Annotated in this window: 16 protein-coding genes and 1 tRNA gene; 9 read left to right on the top strand and 8 right to left on the bottom strand. The window is 34.6% G+C overall.

Annotation, left to right across the window (positions count from 1 at the left end; translation table 11 throughout):
• The gene (locus NKOR_RS02185) at positions 1 to 480 is read right to left on the bottom strand and encodes an NOB1 family endonuclease (RefSeq protein ID WP_014962726.1); all 480 of its coding nucleotides are present in this window, start codon (positions 478 to 480) and stop codon (positions 1 to 3) included.
• Positions 470 to 1,306, bottom strand: a complete 837-nt coding sequence (locus tag NKOR_RS02190; protein WP_014962727.1) for an NAD(+)/NADH kinase — start codon at positions 1,304 to 1,306, stop codon at positions 470 to 472. The genes NKOR_RS02185 and NKOR_RS02190 overlap by 11 nt, the downstream gene beginning before the upstream one ends.
• A 61-nt stretch (positions 1,307 to 1,367) precedes the next feature.
• On the opposite strand from NKOR_RS02190, the gene NKOR_RS02195 reads away from it, so the two are divergent.
• The 4 genes from NKOR_RS02195 to NKOR_RS02210 are packed head-to-tail and all read left to right on the top strand — an operon-like array spanning position 1,368 to position 5,637.
• Complete coding sequence (locus NKOR_RS02195) at positions 1,368 to 2,213, top strand: sulfurtransferase (RefSeq protein WP_014962728.1); 846 nt, start codon at positions 1,368 to 1,370, stop codon at positions 2,211 to 2,213.
• A 1-nt stretch (position 2,214) separates the two neighbouring features.
• Positions 2,215 to 2,526 carry a hypothetical protein gene (locus tag NKOR_RS02200; RefSeq protein ID WP_014962729.1) on the top strand — a complete coding sequence of 104 codons (312 nt, stop codon included), beginning with the start codon at positions 2,215 to 2,217 and terminating at the stop codon, positions 2,524 to 2,526.
• 36 nt (positions 2,527 to 2,562) lie between these two features.
• A complete protein-coding gene (locus NKOR_RS02205; protein WP_014962730.1) occupies positions 2,563 to 3,510 on the top strand; it encodes a 4Fe-4S dicluster domain-containing protein in 948 nt (315 codons plus the stop codon).
• Between the two features lie 54 nt (positions 3,511 to 3,564).
• Positions 3,565 to 5,637, top strand: a complete 2,073-nt coding sequence (locus NKOR_RS02210; RefSeq protein WP_014962731.1) for a cellulose synthase family protein — start codon at positions 3,565 to 3,567, stop codon at positions 5,635 to 5,637.
• Here the strand turns inward: NKOR_RS02210 and NKOR_RS02215 are convergent.
• Entirely contained in the window at positions 5,634 to 7,151 is a 1,518-nt protein-coding gene (locus NKOR_RS02215) for a hypothetical protein (RefSeq protein WP_016939588.1), read from the bottom strand. The genes NKOR_RS02210 and NKOR_RS02215 overlap by 4 nt on opposite strands.
• Positions 7,152 to 7,582: 431 nt before the next feature.
• On the opposite strand from NKOR_RS02215, the gene NKOR_RS02220 reads away from it, so the two are divergent.
• The gene (locus NKOR_RS02220; RefSeq protein ID WP_014962733.1) at positions 7,583 to 8,908 is read left to right on the top strand and encodes a cation:proton antiporter; all 1,326 of its coding nucleotides are present in this window, start codon (positions 7,583 to 7,585) and stop codon (positions 8,906 to 8,908) included.
• Positions 8,901 to 9,329 (top strand): hypothetical protein, encoded by a 429-nt coding sequence (locus tag NKOR_RS02225; RefSeq protein ID WP_014962734.1) that lies wholly within the window; start codon positions 8,901 to 8,903, stop codon positions 9,327 to 9,329. The genes NKOR_RS02220 and NKOR_RS02225 overlap by 8 nt, the downstream gene beginning before the upstream one ends.
• Position 9,330: 1 nt before the next feature.
• Here the strand turns inward: NKOR_RS02225 and NKOR_RS02230 are convergent.
• Positions 9,331 to 9,407 (bottom strand) — tRNA-Gly (locus NKOR_RS02230).
• 63 nt (positions 9,408 to 9,470) lie between these two features.
• Between NKOR_RS02230 and NKOR_RS02235 the strand changes: the two genes are divergently transcribed.
• Positions 9,471 to 9,734: a hypothetical protein gene (locus tag NKOR_RS02235; RefSeq protein ID WP_014962735.1), complete on the top strand. Its 264-nt coding sequence runs from the start codon at positions 9,471 to 9,473 to the stop codon at positions 9,732 to 9,734.
• Here NKOR_RS02235 and NKOR_RS02240 read toward each other — a convergent pair.
• Positions 9,726 to 10,235: a 50S ribosomal protein L16 gene (locus NKOR_RS02240; protein WP_014962736.1), complete on the bottom strand. Its 510-nt coding sequence runs from the start codon at positions 10,233 to 10,235 to the stop codon at positions 9,726 to 9,728. The two genes, NKOR_RS02235 and NKOR_RS02240, sit on opposite strands and share 9 nt — an antisense overlap.
• 97 nt (positions 10,236 to 10,332) lie before the next feature.
• Between NKOR_RS02240 and endA the strand changes: the two genes are divergently transcribed.
• Positions 10,333 to 10,896, top strand: a complete 564-nt coding sequence (gene endA / locus NKOR_RS02245; RefSeq protein WP_014962737.1) for a tRNA-intron lyase — start codon at positions 10,333 to 10,335, stop codon at positions 10,894 to 10,896.
• Here the strand turns inward: endA and NKOR_RS02250 are convergent.
• The 3 genes from NKOR_RS02250 to NKOR_RS02260 form a co-directional block, all read right to left on the bottom strand.
• Positions 10,893 to 11,549: a phospholipase D-like domain-containing protein gene (locus NKOR_RS02250; RefSeq protein WP_014962738.1), complete on the bottom strand. Its 657-nt coding sequence runs from the start codon at positions 11,547 to 11,549 to the stop codon at positions 10,893 to 10,895. The genes endA and NKOR_RS02250 overlap by 4 nt on opposite strands.
• Before the next feature lie 528 nt (positions 11,550 to 12,077).
• Entirely contained in the window at positions 12,078 to 12,812 is a 735-nt protein-coding gene (locus tag NKOR_RS02255) for a hypothetical protein (protein ID WP_014962739.1), read from the bottom strand.
• Between the two features lie 57 nt (positions 12,813 to 12,869).
• The gene (locus tag NKOR_RS02260) at positions 12,870 to 13,157 is read right to left on the bottom strand and encodes a winged helix-turn-helix domain-containing protein (RefSeq protein ID WP_016939590.1); all 288 of its coding nucleotides are present in this window, start codon (positions 13,155 to 13,157) and stop codon (positions 12,870 to 12,872) included.
• Positions 13,158 to 13,284: 127 nt separating this feature from the next.
• Between NKOR_RS02260 and NKOR_RS02265 the strand changes: the two genes are divergently transcribed.
• Positions 13,285 to 15,138, top strand: coding sequence for a sensor histidine kinase (locus NKOR_RS02265; RefSeq protein ID WP_014962741.1), 1,854 nt, complete (start codon positions 13,285 to 13,287; stop codon positions 15,136 to 15,138).
• Positions 15,139 to 15,144: the final 6 nt, after the last annotated feature.

The following is a 15,144-nucleotide window of genomic DNA, read 5'->3' on the forward strand; positions in this document are numbered from 1 at the left end:
TTATTCTTTGAGTAATTTTCTTTTCAATGGAGTGGCACACATTGGACATTCTTTTCCTGTTTTGTGATCTGTCTTGCATCCTGGACAATAATGCACCCACCTTCCAACATCTCTGATTCCCTGTGTCATTATTGGTGATATTTTCAAGCCTAGATTTTTTGCAACATTTGAAATGGCAAAATCGTCACTGATTATCTCTCCTTCTAATTCAATACATAACGCAATGATTGACAAATCTTGTTTTGATAGTTGTGGGTAATCCCCTGTATCTTTTGCAGCACTGATAGCAGCTTTTGTAGAATTTTCATCAGGCTCTCTTATTTTTAGTCTGTTTGTCTCAAGCAGTGTTCCCAATGCATCTTGATTTTTTTTAATGTGTTTTATTTCATCATAAACTTGTGATGTTGTATAGCAATCGCTAGATGATCTAAATGGAACCCCTGCATAAAATGCACTAGCATCTAAAATTCTAAAATCCAAGCTTGCTCATTTGTCTTAATCCGCGTTTCTTCAATCTAATGAATACTGCAGGTTTTTTGTACTTCTTAATAATTATTGGTTCTTCATATCCTGCAGTTTTGACTACTTGTGCATCCATCACAATGTTACAATCATGCGAACTGATGATCTCAATTTTTTCATCTGGTACTACAATTGATGCTAATCTATAAACTGGTGCAACTGGAGTGATTATTAAAACATCTAAACTTTCATGCAAAATTGGACCTCCTAACGAAAAAGAATGGCCTGTGGAACCACTTGGTGTTGCAACAATTACTCCATCCATCTTTTGTTTTACAGTATCATTTTGGAATTTTATTTCAATTTCTGCAGTTTTAGTTAGATTTGTTCTACTGATGTAGATCTCATTTAATGCCGGTGGAAATTCTTTTCCTCCACATGATGCAATCACTCTAGTTCTCTTGTCTAAGAAAAATTTGTCTTTTTGAATTTGGTTTAACGCATCATCTATCTCTTCTATTGTAATCTCAGCTAAAATTCCTCTGTTTCCTCCTACATTAATTGTTAAAATTGGTGTTTCATTTTGCAAGTTTCTGAAAACTCGAAGTGTTGTGCCGTCTCCTCCCAGCGTCACAACAAGATCCAGTTTGATTTTCTTGAGTTCCTCAAGGGCCTCAATTGTTTTTGCCCCCTCTACTTGGATAGGTGAAATTGTATAAACTTTGGATTTTTTTGCCAATAGTTTTTTTGCAACATTAATTGCAGCCTTTTCAGATTCCTTGTTCCCTACCTTGCTTATCACTGCAACGTTTTGTAACTTCAACCAGTTTTCTAGAAATGTCATTTACTTAAAAATGATATTTTTTGGAAAAACAATTAAGTATGAAAGCAATTCTGTTTAACACATGAGTTACGCACATCCAGAAGTGTTAGTTGATACGGAATGGGTATCACAGAATCCTCCAAATGAAAATCGAAAATTAGTTGAAGTTGATTATGATCCTGTAAATGGGTATCAAAAAGGCCACATTAACGGAGCCAGTCTGATCTGGTGGAAACGTGACATTAATGATCCAATTACAAGAGACATTATCTCAAAGAAGAAATTTGAAGAGTTAATGGCAAAAAATGGAATTACAAAAGATACTGAAGTAATTCTTTATGGAGACTTTAACAACTGGTTTGCAGCATTTGCTTTCTGGGTATTCAAAATCTATGGACATGAAAATCTGAAGATTATGAATGGTGGCAGAAAAAAATGGGAATTAGAAAATAGAGATTATACAACTGATGAACCACAATTTGGATCGGTTACATATGAGGCACAACCTCCTGACGAGGGATTACGTGCATATCTATTTGATGTAAGTCGTGCACTTGGAAAAGAGGATACTGTTATGGTTGATGTTAGATCTCCTGCAGAATTTTCTGGAGAAATCACTGCTCCCCCAGAGTATCCAATGGAACATGCACAAAGAGGCGGACATATTCCTGATGCAAATAACATTCCGTGGGCAACTGCAGTCAATGATGCAGATGGAACTTTCAAAGCAGTTGAAGAACTAAGACAAAATTATGAACCAAAAGGAGTTACACCTGACAAAGATGTAATTTGTTATTGTAGAATTGGAGAACGTTCTTCACACAGCTGGTTTGTTCTTAAATATCTACTTGGTTACCCAAAGGTTCGAAACTATGATGGTTCTTGGACTGAATGGGGAAACATGATAGGGAATCCCGTGGAAAAATAAATTGCTTTTAGACCTTCCTGTTTTAAAGAAAGGATCTTTTTATTTTATCAAAGATTCCGAAACTGATCTTGTCATGGAAGATAAAACCAAACGAGGTCTTGAAGTCAAGGAAACGTCTGTAGATGAAAAACTCAATGTCAAGGCCGACAAAGGTATGATTCATGATATGGATGGTATTGGCCATTGGGTTCCAATTAGATGGTATTTTCCAAAGGATTCCTACGATCTTTTCGCTGTTTCTGTACATGCTGAAGCAATGGAAAAAAAATACACTGAACTAAGGGAGCTTACTTGCCCTGACGATGATGACTGATAACCTTTTTAAATAAAATCGATTCACAAATCTCAGATGTCATTACTTCTCAAAGATCGAGTATGGTCAATGGAAGCACCTACTGCAAAACGTGGTGTTTACCCGTTACATGGATTCAAACTGGGACTTTATAGATTGCCAATTAATCTTGAAGATCCTAATGAGATAAAATCAGTTCATGATGGTCTTAAAAAGGCATTTGAGATGGACAAGTATGCTGATAGAATTTTTGCAACATATCGTTGGACAGAAAAAAACATGGATGATCCTGATGCAAAAGGGTATGAGGAAGTTGAGCTGTCGGTAACAGTTGAAATTGTAACAGGAGAGGTTGTAGATATTATTTATCAGATTTTCCCAATTGAAAAATTTGGTGATCCTAATTGGGTTAAAGATTATAGAAAGAAAGCAGACCATTTTGCAAAAATGGTGATTGATACTATATTACGTAACACTATCTTGGCAGACAAGATGGTTTCTTATTTTGCAAAGACAGAAAAAATCTCTGAAGTTGCAGCCATTCAAAAACTTGAGGATCTTACTCCATTAGCAAAGATTGTTCTTGGTGCAAAACCAAAACCAGTTGAAGCCACTGAGGAAGAAGCAGAAGAAGATGAAGGTGATATTGAAATTCCAGATGGTGCAAAGCCTGGACCAATTGATGTTGAATTTAAACAAAAAATGAAAGCATCTGCTCCTTACGAAGCACCTGAACACACCATCAAAACCTGGGGTAGAAAAGGTACTGGCAATGGAATTCTGGGTGTCTGGGGTGAATTTGTATCAGTTGATTATGATATCTGTGTTGCAGATGGTGGATGTATTGAAGCATGTCCAGTTGGTGTGTATGAGTGGTTTGACACTCCAGGAAATCCAGCATCTGAAAAGAAACCACTGATGTCAAAAGAACCTGATTGTATCTTTTGTCTTGCATGTGAAGGTGTCTGTCCTCCACAAGCAATCAAAATCTTCGAACAGAAATAGTCAAAATTTATTGCAAGTATAAATAGTGAATAGTGATTCTGGGAAATTAGGGATATGGCATTCAACCCTTTTACTGCATTTGTTTTTGATCTGTTTATTCTATCTGCTATTATAATTACTGCATATACTTGCAATTTCTACTATTTGGCATTTCTTTCAAGAAAAAGAAAAGATGTGCTGACAGTTGCTGACTTGGGTACACCATCAATTACAATACAATTACCGATATACAATGAAAAGTATGTGGCAAAGAGACTGGTTGACTCTGTTTGTAATTTGGATTACCCTCAGGATAAAATGAGGATAATGGTACTGGATGATTCTGATGATGATACGGTAGAATTACTTGCCAACACTGTTAACGATTACAAAAAGAAAGGATTTCATATTGAACATGTAAGACGTGGAACTAGAAAAGGGTACAAGGCTGGAGCTCTAAAATATGCAATGCAGTCAACTGATACTGAACTTGTTGCAATATTTGATGCTGATTTTATTCCCCCTACATGGTTTCTAAAACGTGCAATCCCTCACTTTTCAAAACCCAACATTGGACTAGTTCAATGTAGATGGGGTCATGTCAACGAAAATTATTCTGCAATAACTCAAGCACAAGCCCTTAGTCTGGACTTTCATTTTCTAATTGAACAAAAAGCAAAAAGCAATTCTCACCTGTTTATGAATTTCAATGGAACCGCTGGTATATGGAAACGTGATTGCATTGAAGATGCTGGTGGATGGCATACTGCTACATTGGTTGAAGATCTTGATCTTAGCTATAGGGCCCAAATGAAAGGCTGGAAATGCCTCTTTCTCCCAGACATTGTAGTTGATGCAGAACTACCTGTTCAGATGAATGCTGCAAAAAGACAACAATTTCGTTGGGCTAAGGGTTCTATACAATGCGCAATAAAACTTCTTACTGATATTACAATCAAACGGAAAATCGCAATTGAGGCAAAGGTTCAAGCATTTATCCAACTTACTCGTCATGTTGTTTTTCCTCTCATGTTAATACAATTTTTAGCACTGCCTATTTTGTTAGCTGGAGAAGTTAATCTTTATGTGATTAGCTTCCTTCCTGCAATAACAATTGCAACATATCTTGCAATGGGACCTGGTGCATACATTATGATTATACATAGCATGTATCACAAATCTTGGAAATCAAAAGCAAAGATACTTCCAACATTATTGGTCTATAATGCTGGAATGTCTGTAAACAATACTGTGGCCGTGTTTGATGCAGTGCTTGGAAAAAAGAATGAATTCCTTAGAACTCCCAAATATGGTGTTCTTAAGACAAAAGATGATTGGAAAAATAATGCATACAACTTACCTTTCTCACAAGTAACACTCCTTGAGATTTTCTTTGGTGTGTATGGTGTATTGGGTATTTTTGTCTCAATATTTTCAAACAATCCTATCTTTGTTCCAATCATTGCTTTGCAAACTATTGGATTCTTCTATATTGCCTATCTGAGCCTGTCTCATACTCGATTTAAAAGAAATAAATCAAGTGTTGACCGTGTACTGACTAAGAAAGAGAAAATGGCAAATAGAGTTTACAAACTTTCCATGATTGGAATTGTTGGAATAATTGTTTTTGGAGGGTTTATGGCAATCTATGGATATAGTGTTGATATCTACCCACTTGATAGGATTAGAGGTAATCTTGATGGAATTATTGCTTCCTCTGATCCTGATGCAATTCGTGCCCATTTGGTAGCTATTCAAGCAGACATGGATGGAATCATGGCAAATGATCTCATTCCAGAAAAAACCAATGCCGATGGTGAACTAATCTCTAAGAATCCTGTTTGGCTATTTTCAACAGAATCTACAAACTTTGTTAGAATTCAAGATAATCTGGACACAATGCTAGCAAGTATTGATAAAATATCTACTGTTCCCAAAGACAGTTCTGCATATCATACTGGAATGCTGGATGTTAACGATAGAGCTCTTCTCATTCAGACCAACATCATGGATGCAACTCCATACATGTATGTCAGTGTTGCAAATATGATGTTTTCAACAATTTGGATTGCTGCATTGTTAGGAATCTTTGCGGCATTAAAAAGAAAGAAAGAACAACTCAAAAAAGTTGATGAATCTGGAATCTAAGAAATATTCAGATCCTTTCTGATCTCATCCACTGCTCTGATTCCATAAATATCTCTAATTTGTTGAATTCTAACTGCCTCTTTTAACAAATCCCGCCCAATTGCGTTTGTTAAAATTGAGTAAACATCACTGAATCGAATTTCCCACTTGTCTGCACAATCTAGAATCTTGCTTACTGCCCATTGTCTTACTTCATGTGGAAGTGGAATCTTTTCTCCCGATTCTATTGAAATCCTGTCAAACAGATTTACAATATCTGAAGTTTGTGAAGCCATGTTTTCAAGATCTTTTGAATCACCATACTTTGATTCAGCATTCATTCTGATATTTGATTGATATTCTGATAGTTTCAATAACGCCATCATCTCTTTTGAGGAATCATCAGATGCCTTGTTTGTAACACTTTTGATTGATTGCATCTCTTCAAACAATTTTTCAGTCTTTTTGTGAAATTCTGCCGTTGATGCATCTTGTCTTTTTAGCATGTCTGATGCAGATGATATTTTTTGTTCAATACTGTTTGTCTTATCAAATACATTTTGTTTGAAATCTGAGAGATCGCTTTGTACTGCTTTGAGGCCTTCTCCTACAAATGCTGTAGAATCTGCTCTGTGAGACAATGTTCCAATTTCGGTCTCAATTTTGTCAATCTTGCCTGCTAACTCTTTTATTGATTCCAAACTTATACTGTCTGCTGAACTAGCCTTGGCAGAAACTGTTTCAAATTGCTGCTTTAGGCCTTCAATTACTCCTCCTAACGAATCAATCTTTGAGGCTTTGGATGAAATTGAATCAATTGTTGCCTTTATTGCATCTAGTTCTGAATTTAGATTTGAATTATCTGAAACTCCTTCAGTTATTTTTGAGAGTTCTTGTTTAAGACTCTCGATGATTTGAGCTCCTGTTTCAAGCTTTGCTGTTTTTCCTGAAATCTCTTCAATACTGCTCTTTAGTTTATCCATTTCTGCACCAACTTCTAAAAATGAATCTGTTTTTCCTGAGACTTTTCTGAGATCATCTCTTACTTCGTCAATTCTTTGGGCAATCTTGATGATCATTTGAGAATTGTTTCTAATAGAATTCATGCTGTCTTCTACTTGTTGAGAAATTTCCTGAGTTTTCGTTGATTTTTGTAATTCTGATATTCTGTTAATCTCTTCTTGCAATTTTGCTGTTTGATTGTTTATCTTGTTTACCAGATTTGATTGTGTCCTAACTTGATTTAATCCGGCATATAGCTTTTGTGTATCGTCTTCAATGATGTTAATTTGCTTTGATTGTTTTTGAATGTGCTCTAATGCTGATGTTAGGGAATCAATCATTCCTTTCATTGAAACTAGAACTTTTTGATTTTCTCCAAAAATCTTTGACATTACTTTGATCTCTTTTTGTAACGCCTTGTTAGTGTCTGAGACTGATGCTACTTTTTTTAGTAAAACTGATGGACTTGGCTCTCTTTTTACAACTTTTTTTGTCTTGTTTGAGGTCTTTTTCTTTGCAGTTTTTGTAGCCATATCCATTGAATTAAAAATTTAATGATAAAAAAGTTAGGTCTAAAATAAAAAATGTAAAGAGTTACTTGTTTACAACTTCTGGTTCGTGTAGTAACTCATGAAAGGTCTTTTCAGCCAATCCATTTGCTGTTTCGATAAAACCTCTTGTACAATATTCACATTGAATCATATAGTACGGTATGGTACCGTACTATTAATAACAAGGTAATGACAACGTAACCAATTATGCAGTCAGATACCCCAGGTCATATCTCTACATTTAATTCAGTTGACCTAATCATCACTCTGCATTTTGATAATGGCTACTGGGAATAAAGAGGTTAAACATTATGAAATTTTTTCGAGCCTGACTAGTCAATTACTGTTTTTCAGACTCTATTTTCGAATTTTTAATCAGTAATCATTTTTAAACAAATTTGTCAAGTGATAACATGCAAAACATTCCACTACAGCTAAATCCTAGTGGAATTCAAAGCTCACTTAATCACACTGTCAATAGTTTGATTGAGCAAATTACTCCTGAACTACCTCATACATCATTTGTTACTGATCTGGCCTTTATCATGATTATTGGCGCAGTTGTAACTCTTGCATTTTTTAAAATCAAACAACCACTAATCATTGGATATCTTTTCGCAGGAATGTTGATTGGACCTTTATCTCCATTTTGGTCTTGGGTGTTACCTGAAGGGGGTCCATCTACTGATGTTTTAGAAGGTGTCGGAATATTATCTGATATCTCTGCATTGAATCTCTTTGCTGAGATAGGTGTTATCTTACTTCTCTTTGTTATTGGAATAGAATTTCCATATGCAAAAATTAGAAGCATAGGGCGAGTTGCAGTTGGAGTTGGAACAATTGGTTTGTTCTCAACTTTGGGTGCTATATTTTTCACAGCAACTGCTCTTGGCATGGAATTCATGGATGCGTTATTCATTGCAGCTGCGTTATCGATTTCCAGTACTGCAATCATTGTTAAAATTTTAGAGGATATGGGCAAGATCAAAAAAGAATCATCGATACTTGTTTTAGGTATTTTGATTGTAGAAGACGTCATTGCAGTTATCTTGATTTCATCATTGCAGTCAATTGCATTAGTTGGATCAGTGTCTGTTGAATCAATAATTGTAGTTGTACTAGTTGCAATTGGATTAATTGTTGGTACATTTACTGTTGGAACTCGTGTTATTCCTCCACTTATTGATAGGGTTGCAGCTGCAGAACATCGTGAAATTTTGTTACTCAGCGTTCTTGGTGTCTGTTTTGGTTATGCATTATTTGCAAACATTGTGGGGCTGTCTGTTGCAATTGGTGCCTTTTTGGCAGGTGTTCTTGTGGCTGAATCAAAATCTGCTGAAGTTGCAAAACTCCTTTCTAGTCCTATTAAAGACATGTTTGTTGCAATATTCTTTATCTCAGTTGGAGCGTTAATGGATATCTCTCAACTTGGTAATTACATTTGGATAGCAATTGCATTGATTGCAGTTGCTACTGGTATGAAATTTGGAGGGAACATGATTGGCAATATTTTGTTTAGACAAAGACGTGGAAAGGCACTTCGTTCAGCATTCACTTTGGCTGCTCCTAGAGGAGAATTCTCAATTGTAATTGTAAAGGCTGGTGTGGATATTGGTGCAGTTAGTGCATTCTTGTTCCCTCTTGTAGGTATCATATCGATCATTACTGCATTTCTTTCTCCTTTCTTGGTAAAAGCTGGGGATAAAATAGTCCCCAAATTAGAAAAAGACAATGTCTGATGAACTAAAACGAATGCTGGAACAAGTTCATTCTGGAATTACCACTTTTGATTTTGAAGGAAAAGAAACACCGTGTATTGTAATTGATGCAAAAAAATATGGTGTTATTCGAGCTAAAATTGAAGGTCAACCTTTTTCTGTTAATACTGATTTGAATATTCTTCAAGATGGGTTGGGTAATGTCTTTGTTGAAGTTGTGTTATCTTTTTCAATTGGTAATATTTCTGAAAAGTTTCTCATCAATGCAAAAACTGATTTGAAGTTTTTTGAAGCACTTGCTACTACTTCCATGCTTGTCCTAAATTCACCTGAATCTCAATATGGTAAGGACAATGTTATTGCTATTCAACTACCACGTCCAGAAAAAGCTCATGATGCATTAGAAATCATAAAATCTGCCTTAATTCCTAAAAACCAATAGGTGGTGCAGTTACCGGGATTTGAACCCGGGTCACGTACTTGGCAAGCACGAGTACTAACCAGACTGTACTATAACTGCAACAAACCTAGAGGCTGAATTTGGATATTAAACTGTTTTTAACTATTTTAATGAAGAATCATTATGGATGAAACTCTTCTAAAGAAAATAGATGAAAAAATTCAAGAAACAATTTCTAACAAAGATGAAATCAAACAACTGATTTCAACATTGTCTGGTATAGATAATTCAAAATCATTTGCTTTGGGGATTGTTGTTGGAAGAATCTATAATGCATTTTACTATCAATCAAAACGAATTTTGAATCGAGAGCCTACAAAAGTTGAATTTGATGAATTTTTAGAATTTATTCAAAATAAGAAATCTGATCTAGAAAATCTATGGTGATGCTTTATTCCAATCCAAAACTTTGATTGTTGGCGTTCCTGGTAATTTCACACATGCACTTTTGAGTGCTTTTTTTGCTGCTGCTAAATGTGCGTCTCCATTGACATAAAGCTCCATAATGCATTGACCTTCCTTTACTCTTGCACCTAAACTAGTAGCTTTTCCCCATGCTCTTCTCATACCTTCTGAAATTCTATCTGCACCTGCAGTTGCAATCTGCTTATTTTCTCTTAACATATTGTGTGGGTAAATTCTTAGTCTGGAATAATATCCTGATTCACCGGTTGTTTTTTCTAATGTTTTGTTTGCTGCCAATCTTGTTGATTCTATTGCCATGTGTCTTAACTGCATTTTTTCATTGATGCACAACTGGACACAATACTGGTATGTACCTCTTTTTCCACCTTGAAATTTTGCAATTTTGATCTGTGGTTTACCTTTGATGTATTTTCTTCTGGTAAATACTTGGCCATTGCCTTCTCTGTAATTGGCACCGTGCATGATATGATAAAGACCTGAATGCCCATATTTTAACGGTTAGAAGACATTTGTTCGTGTTTTCCAATGCTTATATGGAAATCATTTGGTTTTCTCCATCATGGAAGAAACCCTTTTGGTAAAAGGCACATTAGTCTCAGATCAGGCATGTGTTTCTGATAAGAATATGATTCATGACCTTGAGCTAAAAGGGTACGGAGAAACTGAAAAAGAAAAATTATTTCTAAAACAATTCGAAACGTTGTATCTACTATACACAAACAAACTCATTCTAAAGAAAGGCAAAAAGCAAATTGATTTTAATTTTTTTATGAATGCTTGCCAAGAAAATGATTCTAAAATTCTTACCAAGTTTTTGATTTACCGTGATCTCAGAAATCGAGGATATGTTGTAAAAGACGGGTTTGGATTTGGATCTGATTTCAGGGTATATGAAAGGGGACATTTTGGTGAAAAGGGGGCAAAATTTTTGATATTTGGTCTTAATGAAGGACAACAAGAAAAGATGGGCAGTTTGCAAAAAAAGATTCAAGAAATTACCCAAATGGGAAAAGAGCCAATCATTGCGGTAATTGAGAGACGCGGTGAAGTGATCTATTACAAAATAAACAAAATGAATTTTTATGAAAATAAAACAAGACTTGAAGAGTCTTTTAATTTCTAATCTTGGAAAATCCAGTCTGCTGAATATTTTAACAGATTTTTTTCTTCGGCGTACATGAAATCATAGACATCCAAATACTTTGTCTTGTTTTGCCATAATTCCTCAAAGTCTTTCATCTTCCTCTCAACTCTCGATCTGTCATTCCATGATGTAAACACGTCAACTGATTCAAAATCCCTTGTTTGTGTAGAAAATGACTCACTTGATGTTCCAGTAAATGCAACTACATCATCATTTTCATCTCTGAATATTCCAATTCTTTCTGAAAATGAATCTGCTATCTGCTCTGAATTTGGTATTGCAATTTTTAGCTCAATCTGACCCTTGTTGACTATGTTTTGTAGCCTTTGGATTTTTGTATCTTTGATCAGCATTCCTTCAAATGATTTTGTGTATTTTTCAGAAAAAAGTTTTGTAAACAAATTCAGATCTTCCGTTTTGAACTTGTGGCCTGTGACCATTCTTAGTTTGGCACTTCCTTCTGAAAAATTTTCAAACGCCATAGCAATTGTTGCAAGTGTCTGAATTGATAGGAAATCAACACACCTGTCATATTCTATACAATTACCTAGACATGGAAAGAAAAATTCTGCTACAATGTCATTTATGTCTGAACGATACTCTTCTTTTAACTCAATGTCTCGTAATCCCAATGATAGTCGTTCTTGAATTTGTTATTTAAAGAAACAATTCTAAAAAATCTAAAATTTTGGTTTATGTTTGAGTATGTCTTGTAGCCTTAGGGTTTTACCACATGTACTAAAATCAGTGTTCTTGAATTGATGATGCATAATCATCATGCCTGGAACTTATTTAGAAGAAATGAATCGCACTATTTTTTAGTAATAATGACGATATAATTAAAACAGAAGCAAGACGATCTCTTGTTTGGTAATTGCCAAACATCATGTGAACTTGCTTCTTGTAATTAACTGAGCGTTTTTTATTAAAAGCATTACTGCTTTTTCGTCCATGTTTTTTTGGATTGTATTTGTATGTGTTATAATTCTAATTCATCTTTTCTTACTTCTTCTTTTTCGTTTTCAGGATCTACTATGTTCAAGTGATATAGTATGGATTTTCTAACGTACATGTAGAAAAATAAAATCTGTGATACTTTAACAAGATTCTATGAATACGGGGTGCTTTTAAAATAATAGAAAAATGAGCCTAAAAATTGGCTACTTTTGAATAGTTGGTTTGAGATATGTTGCTCTCATCCATAACACTACCCCTGACACAATTCCTGCTATTGCAAGTGCTATGGTGGTTGTGATTATGGGTAATCCTTCTTCGGATTCATTTTGTTGTCCTGTTGTCTCAACTGATTCCATCACTTCCTGGATTGGACTTTTTTGAACATCTGTTTTTGTTGCAGTGTCTTTTTGAACTACATTTGTGTTCTCTCTTTGAATTGATGGTTCATCAATGTTTGATCCTGCATCATTTTGAACAATAGTGCCTGAGAACATATTTGACTGGTTAAACTCGTTGACACTAGTTTCATCTTTGATGTTTTCTAACCATGGATTGGTGATACTTGTATCTTCAATCACGGTAAATTGTATCGTTGAAGTTTCTTTTAGTTCTTCATGACTTGCAATTATTGTGTATGTTCCAGTTGTTGAAAACTTTCCTAATGGTGGATGAAACAACCATGAAAATTCTCCTTCATCGTTTGTAGCCACATCTGGTCTAAATACCAGATTGCCGTTTGGATCATACACTTCCAATCTTACCGGAATGTGTGATGACTCTACATTAACAAAACCGTCCACAAATATGCTTTCAGTTTTATCTATTTCTGATTGTAGTGAAAAGATCCTTATGGACTCTTCTGCACTAGCAAAATCAATCGTAGATATCATAATCAGTGATACTCCAATCAGCATTGCTATGCAAATTTTTGTATTCATTGAAAAAAGTATCTAAAAATGTTATAATATATTATACACCTATTTGCGGGGTGCCTTTCAATACTTAAGGTTCAACGAACAGACGAGATTCTGAAACCTGTCCATCTCTTTGAAAAACATTCTGCCCTTATCTGTCATCTGAAAAATTCTGTTTCTTTTGTCTACATGTTGTTCTACTAACCCTGATTCTACAAGTTGTTTGCAACTTTCTATCACTGTGTGATGTGAAAGGTTTGCTTTGTGTGCAATATTTGATACATTTGTGCCATATTGACCTTCATATGATATTATGGCAAGTATTTCGTGCATTTGTGCCATTTTTGAACGGTATTGTGCCTTAGCCATGAAACTTCCAACGAATTTCATTATAATTGATTTTAGTACTATTTGCGGGGTGCCTTTAACTTAAATTTACACCTATAATTATTAGAAATACTTGCATGTACGAATTATCTACCTTCTGATACTTGGTATGGCAACTGTTTCTGCAGTTTATGCAGTTCAGAGCTACGTGACATTTGAAGTAAATTCTGAACAACTAGTTGAATCTACTGCATTGAAGAATCAAGTTATTGCTAACAATTTGATACAAAATTTAGATCTATTCATTGACAAACGCATATCTGATTTCCAATCTTTGGAAAAAGCCAAAGAGATCCGACAAATTCTTCAATTTTCCAATGAAGAATTTTCAAAAATACCTGATATTGATGTGTATATGGAAGAAAAGACTTTTTCTTACACAAATTATAATCGATATCTGCCTTTTGTAACACAAGCTGCAGAACAAAAACATCAAAGCGAACTGTCCTCAATAATTAAAAACTATGATCAAACATATGGATTTGATTTTGCAGATGAATTTTTTGTAACAAATGCATATGGCGCAAACATTGTTTTGATTTTGGGAGTTTCTGATTATGTGCAATATGATAAGGAATGGTGGCAAACCACAAAATCTAATGGGGTTTATGTAGGTAATGTACAGTATTTTCCTAATTATGACTCTTATTCAATTCCCTTAGGAATTTCTATTTCTGATGAAGACGGTAAATTTCTGGGGGCAATTAAAGTTCTAATTGGATTAGAACATTTACTGTCTGATTTTATTAGTAATTCCATAATTCTTAATGATCAAAATAAGCAGATTTCCCTTTTAGATGAAACTGGACAAATAATTTATTCTAATGGAATAAAGTTTGACGATAATAACACCGTCCCATATTCTGACAGATTAACCAATGCTGAGGGATTTTTTGAATTTGAACTGGATAACTCTAATCATGTGTTGTCATATGCTAAATCAACAGATCCAAAAACCGGATTACAGTGGACAGTAGTTATTGCTCAGGACAAAAGAAATATCATAGAATCACTTGATGATGTGAGAAACTCTCTAGTACTTCCTTCTGTTATTGGAATCATAGTAACTGTTGTAATTGGTATTATGATTACGATTTTTGTTTCAAAACCTCTTGAAAAATTGACAAAAATTTATGCTCAGATGTCCTCTGGAAATTTTGATGTACGCGCAGATCCAAATGTAATTCATGAAATAAACATTCTTTCGAATTCTTACAACAATTTTGTTGCCTCTTTAAAGAAACTAATTCAAACTGAAAAAGACTTGGCTGAGGCCAATGTGAAAGTAAGAAACGAACGCCTAACTGCAATTGGTGAATTGTCAGCTAGTATGGCCCATGACATGAAAAATCCTTTGGCAGTACTAAAAACTGCTACAGATGTTTTAAAACGCAAGTTTAGTGGGCAGGATGAAAAAGTTGATCAATTATTTTCAAATATGGATGATGGAATAAACAGAATCTCTCATCAAATTCAAGATGTATTGGAATATGTTCGTACTACTCCGATGAATGTTACTAAAACAAGTCTTGTTCATATGATTGATAATGCAATCCGTTCAATCCAAATTCCTTCTTCTGTTGTAATTGAATTTCCAAAACAGGATATTGAGATTGAATGTGATCAACAAAAAATTGAGATTGTGTTGATAAATCTAATATTGAATGCAGTTCAAGCCATTGGCCAAAAACCTGGAAAAATAATCTTCAATACTAGAGATGTTGGTGATGTGTATGAAATTGAAATTGAGAATAGTGGTAAGCCTATACCTGATGATATTCTGCCAAAAATTTTTGAGCCCTTGTTTACTACCAAACTTCAAGGAACTGGTTTAGGTCTAGCTACATGTAAAAATGTAATTACTCAACATGGTGGATCGATTTCTGTGCAGAACGGTCCTACAAGATTCACCATTTTATTTCCAAAGAAAGTAAATGTTAACGATTTAGAGAAAGATAAATAGGCACAT

It is taken from the genome of Candidatus Nitrosopumilus koreensis AR1 (genome assembly GCF_000299365.1).
Classification (GTDB): domain Archaea; phylum Thermoproteota; class Nitrososphaeria; order Nitrososphaerales; family Nitrosopumilaceae; genus Nitrosopumilus; species Nitrosopumilus koreensis.

What these genes read in the sequence shown, in the direction of transcription:
- NKOR_RS02190 (WP_014962727.1), bottom strand. Translation starts at nt 1,306, where the DNA reads ATGACATTTCTAGAAAACTGGTTGAAGTTACAAAACGTTGCAGTGATA.
- NKOR_RS02195 (WP_014962728.1), top strand. Translation starts at nt 1,368, where the DNA reads ATGAGTTACGCACATCCAGAAGTGTTAGTTGATACGGAATGGGTATCA.
- NKOR_RS02205 (WP_014962730.1), top strand. Translation starts at nt 2,563, where the DNA reads ATGTCATTACTTCTCAAAGATCGAGTATGGTCAATGGAAGCACCTACT.
- NKOR_RS02210 (WP_014962731.1), top strand. Translation starts at nt 3,565, where the DNA reads ATGGCATTCAACCCTTTTACTGCATTTGTTTTTGATCTGTTTATTCTA.
- NKOR_RS02215 (WP_016939588.1), bottom strand. Translation starts at nt 7,151, where the DNA reads ATGGCTACAAAAACTGCAAAGAAAAAGACCTCAAACAAGACAAAAAAA.
- NKOR_RS02220 (WP_014962733.1), top strand. Translation starts at nt 7,583, where the DNA reads ATGCAAAACATTCCACTACAGCTAAATCCTAGTGGAATTCAAAGCTCA.
- NKOR_RS02225 (WP_014962734.1), top strand. Translation starts at nt 8,901, where the DNA reads ATGTCTGATGAACTAAAACGAATGCTGGAACAAGTTCATTCTGGAATT.
- NKOR_RS02235 (WP_014962735.1), top strand. Translation starts at nt 9,471, where the DNA reads ATGGATGAAACTCTTCTAAAGAAAATAGATGAAAAAATTCAAGAAACA.
- NKOR_RS02240 (WP_014962736.1), bottom strand. Translation starts at nt 10,235, where the DNA reads ATGCACGGTGCCAATTACAGAGAAGGCAATGGCCAAGTATTTACCAGA.
- endA (WP_014962737.1), top strand. Translation starts at nt 10,333, where the DNA reads ATGGAAGAAACCCTTTTGGTAAAAGGCACATTAGTCTCAGATCAGGCA.
- NKOR_RS02255 (WP_014962739.1), bottom strand. Translation starts at nt 12,812, where the DNA reads ATGAATACAAAAATTTGCATAGCAATGCTGATTGGAGTATCACTGATT.
- NKOR_RS02260 (WP_016939590.1), bottom strand. Translation starts at nt 13,157, where the DNA reads ATGGCTAAGGCACAATACCGTTCAAAAATGGCACAAATGCACGAAATA.
- NKOR_RS02265 (WP_014962741.1), top strand. Translation starts at nt 13,285, where the DNA reads ATGGCAACTGTTTCTGCAGTTTATGCAGTTCAGAGCTACGTGACATTT.